Raw genomic sequence first — 7605 nt, 5'->3', positions numbered from 1 at the left:
TTTCGCCAGCTCTTTGGCCAGCGCCTGCAGTTTGCTTCTTTCCATTGCGTTTGTCGTCATTTTGGCAATTCCTCATTATAGGAGGTTCATTGGCCAGAATTACTTACACACTTTTATTTACAGGCTCCAGCGCCGACATCAGGCACTTTACGACTAACAAAACGCAGGTTTTACGCAGCTTCATTATCCTGATCAAAACCCTGATCAAACGCCTGCCTCGATAATTTAATTTTTTCAAAATTCTTGTCCGCCCACTCTACCAGGGCGCCCAAAGGCAACATGACCGAGATACCTAGCGGGGTCAATTCATATTCCACACTGGGCGGTTTGGTCGGGAACACTTTACGGCTCAATAAACCATCTCTTTCCAGATCGCGTAATGACTGGGTCAGCATGCGCTTGGAAATGTCAGGCACTTGCTTATGTAGCTGACTAAAGCGCAAAGGGCCCGCTTGCAGTGTCAGCAAGATCAGCGGTGTCCATTTGGTGCTGATATGGTCGAGCACATTCCTGACCGGGCACATAGCAGTATCAAAATCAGATGCCATCCCTACGCGGTTGGCTGGGTTCACTTCAGGTAACCTTGTCACGAAAAGCTGCCTCCTTACAAATTTTAGACATAGTCTCTATTATATACCTTATCGGCTTTACGTCGAAATCAGGAGAGACTTTGTCATGAAAAAACAGATATATCGCTACAAGAAAAACCTGGGCCTGGGGGCCATGTCTGCGCTCACCTTGTCCGCCTTGCTGATGGCTCTGCCGTCGGCCAGCCATGCGCAGGAGCCAGTTACCGGGGCTGAAAATCCTGACCTGCTGTTCACCAGCAGTGATCCAAAGCTGCATGCCAACAAGCAGCTGGTCTATCACATCGTGAAAGACTTGCTGGAGGCGGGCCATTGGGAAATGGCAGGCAAGTATTTGTCCAGACGCTATCTGCAGCATAACCCGAACGCAGCATCGGGCCTGGATGGCGTGGTCAAGTATTTTGTCGAGGTCAGAAAAGTCCAGGCTACACCGATACCGGAAAAGATGACGAAACCCGTAGTTGCCGTCATCGCCGAAGGTGACCTGGTAACAGTCATGTATCCCTTGCCAGTCAGGGACAAGACCACCGGACAGCTTTTATACACCACCACCTGGTTTGATACCTGGCGGATAGTGGATGGAAGGGCAGATGAACACTGGGATTCTGCACTTAAAAATTGATGAATTTTGATGAGCGTTGACGAATTTTACATAACAGGAGAAATAAATATGATCGCAGTGACAGGTGCAAATGGGCAATTGGGACGTCTGGTGATACAGGCTTTGTTGGGCACAGTCCCGGCTAATCAGATCGTTGCCATCGTCAGGGATATCAGCAAGGCAGAGGATTTGAGCGCCAGTGGTGTGCAGGTTCGCCAGGGTGATTACAGCCAGCCAGAGACTTTGACTACTGCCTTGCAGGGAGTGAAAAAAGTCTTGCTGGTATCCTCCAGCGAAATTGGGCAAAGACTGGAACAGCACAACAATGTGGTGCAGGCCGCAAAGAATGCAGGCGTGGAATTAATGGCCTACACCAGCATCCTGCACGCAGATACTTCACCCCTATTACTGGCCCAGGAACATATAGCGACGGAAAAACTGATACGCGACAGCGGCCTGCCTTTCGTCTTCTTGCGCAATGCCTGGTATATAGAAAACTATTTCTCTGCAGTGGGCACTGCGCTACAAACTGGCAAGGTATTTGGGGCAGCAGGTGAGGGCAAATTCTCGGCTGCATCGCGTGCTGACTTTGCGGTAGCCGCGGCAGCGGTGCTGACAGGCAGTGATCAGGGCGGCAAGATCTATGAACTGGCCGGTGACCAGGCATTCACTCTCGCAGAACTGGCTGCGACCCTGGCTGAACTGTCAGGCAAGCCTGTCGCTTACGTGAACTATGCGGAGGCTGAATACAAGGACTTGCTCGTCTCATTTGGTTTACCAGAAGGTTTTGCCCATATCCTGGCACAATCCGATACAGGCGCAGCACAAGGTGGCTTGTATGATGGCAGTGGTCAGTTGGCCAAACTGATACAGCGGCCAACGGCGACTTTGCGTTCTGTGCTGCAAGCGCATTTGGCAACGGTGTAAGCGACTTGTCATCATAGGCCAAATTAAGCCGAACCAAGCCAGTAAAGCTGCTGCCCGCAGTTTTACTGGTTTTTTTTATGTAATCTTTATTCCAAAGCCTTTGATCAGGGTTTTAGTCATCGAAATCCTGCATTCATCGGATTGCAAGAGCTGGCAACGACAATACCGCATAGCATCCACAGCATTGATTCCTACCGGAGAAATGCGTGAAAATATTATCGCCCACCGTGTTTGCTGCATGCACGCTAGCATGTCCCATCCTGTTTGCACAGGCTGTTACTGTGCCTGATGTATTTAAGTCCAGCTCTTTTATATCGGCCCCTTGTGAGACAGGTATTTTTAAAAAAGACAAACAGACATTTGTTGTCGTGACCAAGGCAGACAAAGGATTTAACTACATCTTCAGCAACGGGATGCTTGGCAATACTCTGGACTCCGGGACTACGCTGATATGTGGAAAGAATGCAGTTCTGGTTCGAGGAGAGGAGGTCTGGAACAAGCTGGCCATTTCCGAGTGGAACACGCGATTTGAATCTGGTGGTGTCGTGCTCGCAGGTCGCTTGATGGAAGTTATGGAACCGCCCGGTGCCGCGAAAAATACACCCCTGGTCGTCTATGCACATGGCTCAGAAGGCACTGGCTGGATAGACCGTGCAGGTGACCCTTATCAAATGCTCGGACGGGGTATTTCGGTCTTTGTGTATGACAAACGCGGCACCGGACTTTCGCAAGGAGAATATACCCAAAACTTCCCCCTCCTGGCCGATGACCTGGTGGCAGCTTCGCACGAAGCCAAACGACTGGCAGCCGGGCGCTACGGTCGTTTTGGTCTCATAGGCTTGAGCCAGGGTGGGTGGATAGTGCCACTCGCTGCAGCGCGGGCCAGGGCAGAGTTTCTTGGGATCGGCTTTGGCCTGGCGGTTGATATTCCCGGGCAGGATGCGGAGCAGGTCAGCAAGGAATTACGCGATCACGGTTATGGCGACGACATACTTGCCAAAGCCAGCAAGGTGACAGATGTGACGGCAAAAATAGCAAAATCTGATTTGAAAGAAGGATTTGATGAGCTTGCTGATATCCAGAAGCAGTTTGGCAAAGAAGCCTGGTTCACAAGTATAAAGGGAGGATACTCGGGCGTGTTCCTGAGCATGTCGGTAGATGATTTGCGCCGTAATGGCGTGCCAAGCTTCGACAAGCTGAATATTGACTGGTCGCTTGATCCCATGCAGGTCTTGAGCAAAGTTGATGTGCCGCAGATGTGGGTATTCGCGGATGAAGACCGCCAGGCTCCGGGTGCGGTGAGTTTGGAACGGCTCTCGAATCTTCGCCGTCAGGGCAGTAATATCACGATTTACCGCTTCCCCGATACTGGTCATGGCATGTGGGAATATACAGAAGCAAAAGATGGCACGCGCAAGCAGACACGCATTGCGCCAGGTTTTTATGATCTGATGGCGGACTGGGTAAAAGGCAATCTTGACGGCAACTATGGAAAGGCATATCGCAGATAAATGGTCATGGATATGCTTCCCTGTATCTCTGTCAAGGAGCTGATAATGGCAATATCTGCGCAAGGAGTTCAGACTGCCATTGCCTCTACTTACTACTTACTAACTATTAACTACTAACGGGCAAAGCTATTGTTGCGCTTGATCTTGTTCTGTAACTGCAGCAAGCCATAAATCAGCGCTTCTGCAGTAGGTGGGCAACCTGGGATATAGATATCGACTGGCACGATGCGATCACAGCCACGCACGACAGAATAAGAGTAGTGATAGTAACCGCCACCGTTGGCGCAAGAGCCCATGGAAATCACATAGCGTGGCTCTGCCATCTGGTCATACACCTTGCGCAAGGCCGGGGCCATTTTATTGGTGAGGGTGCCGGCAACGATCATCAAATCTGCATGGCGTGGGCTGGCGCGGGGCATGAAACCAAAGCGGTCCATATCATACCGTGCACTGGCAGCCTGCATCATTTCGACTGCGCAGCAAGCAAGGCCAAAGGACAGGTACCACATGCTGTTACTCTGTACCTTGTTCATCAGATCGTTGACGTTGGTGAGGATGTATGAATCCTGAAACAAACCTGTTTGCTCTTCCATGATGGGGGTTCCCTGCTTGCCTTGTATGAGAAACCCCGATTATGGATTCAGGTGATAAGCTGGTCTTGAACCGAAACGACATCGATTTCATCTAATGGGATAAACATCTTTCCCACGTCAGTTTCATTGAAACGGAAGGCCCAGAGCGCAGGGTCTTGAGCTGCAATTCCACGCATGAGCTGGGCTGGAGTATGGCCGGTAAAGCGGGCAAAGTCACGGTTCATGTGCGCCTGGTCAGCATAACCAAAGCTGATGGCACATTCAGCCCAGGTAGGGGCTGGCAAACTGCCCAGCATGACTTGCATAAGTGACGCGCCATAACGCAGGTGTTGCCTGTAGCTGCGCAAACTCAGGCCAAAGCTGGCCAGGAAACGCCGCTCGAATTGCCTGGTACCGAGACCGAGCTGGTCAGCCAGCTCATCGCCCGGCTTGCTGATCCAGTGAGGTGGCATCGCCAGCGGGGCGATGCGTGGTTTTTCCAGCAAACGCCAACGTAGCAACATGTCTTGCACCACTTCTACTTTGGCTGCAGTGTCGCAGGCAGCATGCAGTTTGTCCTGGAATTCATGACAACTGGATAGTGGCAGCACATCGGCGAGATCAATGACAGCATCACTGAATTTATCCACCGGATAGCCAAGAATAGCGCTGAGCTTGCCAGGGCGGAACGCGGCTGAAATGAATCTTGAGCCGGGTTGAGCCTTGCCACGGTAGCGATGACGGCTGGGGCCTACGACAGTCAGGGGAGGCAATGCTTGCCCGTTTTCCATTTCAACTGCGCCATGCGTGACCACAAGCAACATAGGTAGAGGGCTGGCAGGTACGGTGTACCAACAGTCGGGAATGTCCTTGACCAGAAAATGCATGCAGACATCCGCCAGCAGGGGATGTGGGGCGAGGCTGACATGGGATAAGTAATCTTGCAATTTAGGCTAACTCTGATTGCGGAAGAATTGGCGCTATTGTAGCCCGTTTGCAAACAGCTTATTCGCGCCTGACTGCTTGCTCCTGGGCCTGGTCTGTTGGCAGGTAGCATGTGGCTGGCAGTGTCTCAGGTTTTATTTTGTAGAGATAAGTGATAGTTGAAGTCTGCGCATCTGGCTTGAGTTTGATGGTCTTGAAATAGCGTCTTCTCAAGTCGCCATAGGCACGCAGATTCAGCGGGATATCTTTCAGTAACAACAGTGGATTGGCCGCGATGGGTGCAAAATCTTCGCCCGGGCGGTATTTGGAAAATGCAAATCCCAGGCGTTTTACATACACCGGGAACATGCTCTTGCTTTCTTCCATGCCGCAAGCCAGCAAGACTGCAATTGCCTGGTGTTGTGCTGATGCCTTCCATTTATTACTCTCGTAATAATACAAACCGGCATCATCATAATTTTCTACTGTGCGCCAACTGCTCGCTGGTAAATACCGGCTGAGCTTGAGTGCGGCGGCATTCAGTTGCAATGCTTTTTTCTGATCATGATTCTTTTCAAATGCACTCATGGCGGCTTCGCGCAGTTTGTCAGACCGCGCTTCAAGCGAGGATTGCTGAGCATAGGAAAGCAGGGGAAGGCTACATACCCAAAAAATAATTACTTTCCTCATTGTCTTCATCCTTTTTAGTCCTGCATTTTGTCCTTCCAATTATAGGCTGCCTGTGACTTTACAACCAGCCTTGATCTCTTGCCAGGCGATAGGCATCCACACGGTTTTTTGCATGCAGTTTACTGATTGCTTCAGAGAGATAATTGCGTACCGTGCCTTCTGATAAATGCATGATCCTGGCAATTTCTGTACTGCTGGAGCCTGACCCGGCCAGTCGTAAAACCTGGCGTTCACGCTCGCTCAGCGGGTCTTGTTCGCCGCCCCAGCTCTCCATCGCCAGCTCCGGCGCGATAGCGCGGCCACCGCCATGCACAGTGCGTATGGCTGCTGCCAGCGTATCAGCAGGCGCATCTTTGAGCATGTAACCGCGTACGCCGCTGGCCATGGCGCGGCGCAGGTAGCCGCTGCGGGCAAAGGTGGTCAGCACGATGACTTTGCTGTTGAGCTTTTTCTCTGCAATTGCTGCTGCCAGTTCCAGCCCTGTCATGAGTGGCATCTCTATATCGGTAACGAGTATGTCTGGCTGTTCTTTTTCGCACAAGGCCAAGGCTTCCTGGCCGTTTTTTGCCAGCGCAATGACTTCCAGATCGTCTTCCAGGCCAAGCAGGGCGGCCAATGCGCCAGATACCAGGGCCTGATCTTCGGCGATGATGATACGTATCATGTCTTTTCTTTCAAGGGCAAAGATAATTCCAGGTGCAAGCCTGTGGCGTCTGGTGCTACCTGTACTTGCAGGCTTCCACCCAGGGCCAGTACACGTTCACTCATACCGTTCAAACCACTACCTTTGCGTACTGCACCAGTTTTTCCAGCGACGCCATTGTCGCTGATTTTCAAGACTACATGCGCATCTTGCTGGTAAAGCCTGATGTGGCATTGGCTGGCATGGGCATGCCGTATGATATTTGTGATAGCTTCACGCAATGCCAGCGCCAATACGTTTTCTTGTGCCGAGGGTATGGTGAATTGCTCAATCTCGCTGAGCAGGGTCACTTCAGCCGCAGCCAGGGTTTTTTTCGCAGACTGCAGTTCATGCCCCAGGCCGGTGGCGCGATAGCCGATGACAGCGGCCCGCACTTCTGCCAATGCCTGCCGGGCGGTGTGCTCTATGTCATTGATCTCTTTTTTGCAGGCCTCGGGATTTCTGTCCAGAAGTTTGCCTGCGAGTTCTGCTTTCAGGGTAATCACTGACAGGGTATGACCAAGTAAATCGTGCAAGTCCCTGGCTATGCGTTCACGCTCGGCAAGGGCTGCCAGGTATTCGACTTCTTCTTGCTTCTTGAGCAGGTTTTCATTGCTGCGGCCAAGACGTTCACTGATGATGGCGCCAGCCCCGCTGGGGATGCTGAAGATCAGCGCCGGTACCCAGAAATAAGAATCCAGATGCATCAGCAGGCTGGCACTGACTATCACGATGCCGATGGAGAATAAGGTCAGGTAAGCCTTGCGGGTATCCGGCAAACGTGAGCAGATGGTAGCCGCAAATATGCAAAAAGTGGAGCCACCATAGTTATAATTTGCCCACATGATGCCCTGGGCACATATAAATATGATACATGCATAAATTCGCCAGCCTGAGCACCAGAAGCTATACAAGTAAACTGGCAGGAATAACAGCAGGCTCAGTGCCAGTAAAGCGATTTCCTTAGCGGTGGGTGCAATATATAAATACTTCCAGCCAAAAATGGCAAAAGAGAGCAGCCAGAAGTAGGGAGCCTTGCCATAACGCACTGGCACCCAGGGGAAAGAGAGAATTGATAAGATTGGCATGGTTAAGGCTTTACCCCAGGGTG

The 7605-nt window shown here is 51.4% G+C and carries 9 protein-coding genes; 3 read left to right on the top strand and 6 right to left on the bottom strand.

The window, feature by feature from the left end:
- Positions 1 to 170: 170 nt before the first annotated feature.
- Positions 171 to 590, bottom strand: coding sequence for a winged helix-turn-helix transcriptional regulator (locus ACO0LN_RS29430; RefSeq protein ID WP_422980168.1), 420 nt, complete (start codon positions 588 to 590; stop codon positions 171 to 173).
- Between the two features lie 85 nt (positions 591 to 675).
- Between ACO0LN_RS29430 and ACO0LN_RS29425 the strand changes: the two genes are divergently transcribed.
- The 3 genes from ACO0LN_RS29425 to ACO0LN_RS29415 all read left to right on the top strand — a co-directional run bounded on the left by ACO0LN_RS29425 (position 676) and on the right by ACO0LN_RS29415 (position 3626).
- The gene (locus ACO0LN_RS29425) at positions 676 to 1209 is read left to right on the top strand and encodes a nuclear transport factor 2 family protein (protein ID WP_422980166.1); all 534 of its coding nucleotides are present in this window, start codon (positions 676 to 678) and stop codon (positions 1207 to 1209) included.
- A gap of 48 nt (positions 1210 to 1257) precedes the next feature.
- A complete protein-coding gene (locus ACO0LN_RS29420; RefSeq protein ID WP_422980164.1) occupies positions 1258 to 2115 on the top strand; it encodes an SDR family oxidoreductase in 858 nt (285 codons plus the stop codon).
- Between the two features lie 206 nt (positions 2116 to 2321).
- A complete protein-coding gene (locus ACO0LN_RS29415) occupies positions 2322 to 3626 on the top strand; it encodes an alpha/beta hydrolase family protein (protein WP_422980162.1) in 1305 nt (434 codons plus the stop codon).
- Between the two features lie 113 nt (positions 3627 to 3739).
- On the opposite strand, the gene ACO0LN_RS29410 is transcribed toward ACO0LN_RS29415, so the two are convergent.
- The 5 genes from ACO0LN_RS29410 to ACO0LN_RS29390 all read right to left on the bottom strand — a co-directional run bounded on the left by ACO0LN_RS29410 (position 3740) and on the right by ACO0LN_RS29390 (position 7582).
- The gene (locus tag ACO0LN_RS29410; protein WP_422980160.1) at positions 3740 to 4219 is read right to left on the bottom strand and encodes a NuoB/complex I 20 kDa subunit family protein; all 480 of its coding nucleotides are present in this window, start codon (positions 4217 to 4219) and stop codon (positions 3740 to 3742) included.
- Positions 4220 to 4266: 47 nt separating this feature from the next.
- Positions 4267 to 5145, bottom strand: coding sequence for a helix-turn-helix domain-containing protein (locus tag ACO0LN_RS29405; RefSeq protein ID WP_422980158.1), 879 nt, complete (start codon positions 5143 to 5145; stop codon positions 4267 to 4269).
- 58 nt (positions 5146 to 5203) lie between these two features.
- Complete coding sequence (locus ACO0LN_RS29400; RefSeq protein ID WP_422980156.1) at positions 5204 to 5710, bottom strand: hypothetical protein; 507 nt, start codon at positions 5708 to 5710, stop codon at positions 5204 to 5206.
- Positions 5711 to 5870: 160 nt separating this feature from the next.
- Complete coding sequence (locus ACO0LN_RS29395) at positions 5871 to 6476, bottom strand: response regulator transcription factor (protein WP_162040449.1); 606 nt, start codon at positions 6474 to 6476, stop codon at positions 5871 to 5873.
- Positions 6473 to 7582 carry a sensor histidine kinase gene (locus tag ACO0LN_RS29390; RefSeq protein WP_422980154.1) on the bottom strand — a complete coding sequence of 370 codons (1110 nt, stop codon included), beginning with the start codon at positions 7580 to 7582 and terminating at the stop codon, positions 6473 to 6475. The genes ACO0LN_RS29395 and ACO0LN_RS29390 overlap by 4 nt, the downstream gene beginning before the upstream one ends.
- Positions 7583 to 7605: the final 23 nt, after the last annotated feature.

Source organism: Undibacterium sp. TC9W (assembly GCF_049339865.1).
GTDB lineage: Bacteria > Pseudomonadota > Gammaproteobacteria > Burkholderiales > Burkholderiaceae_D > Undibacterium.
This window is presented reverse-complemented; position numbering and strand designations above follow the sequence as displayed.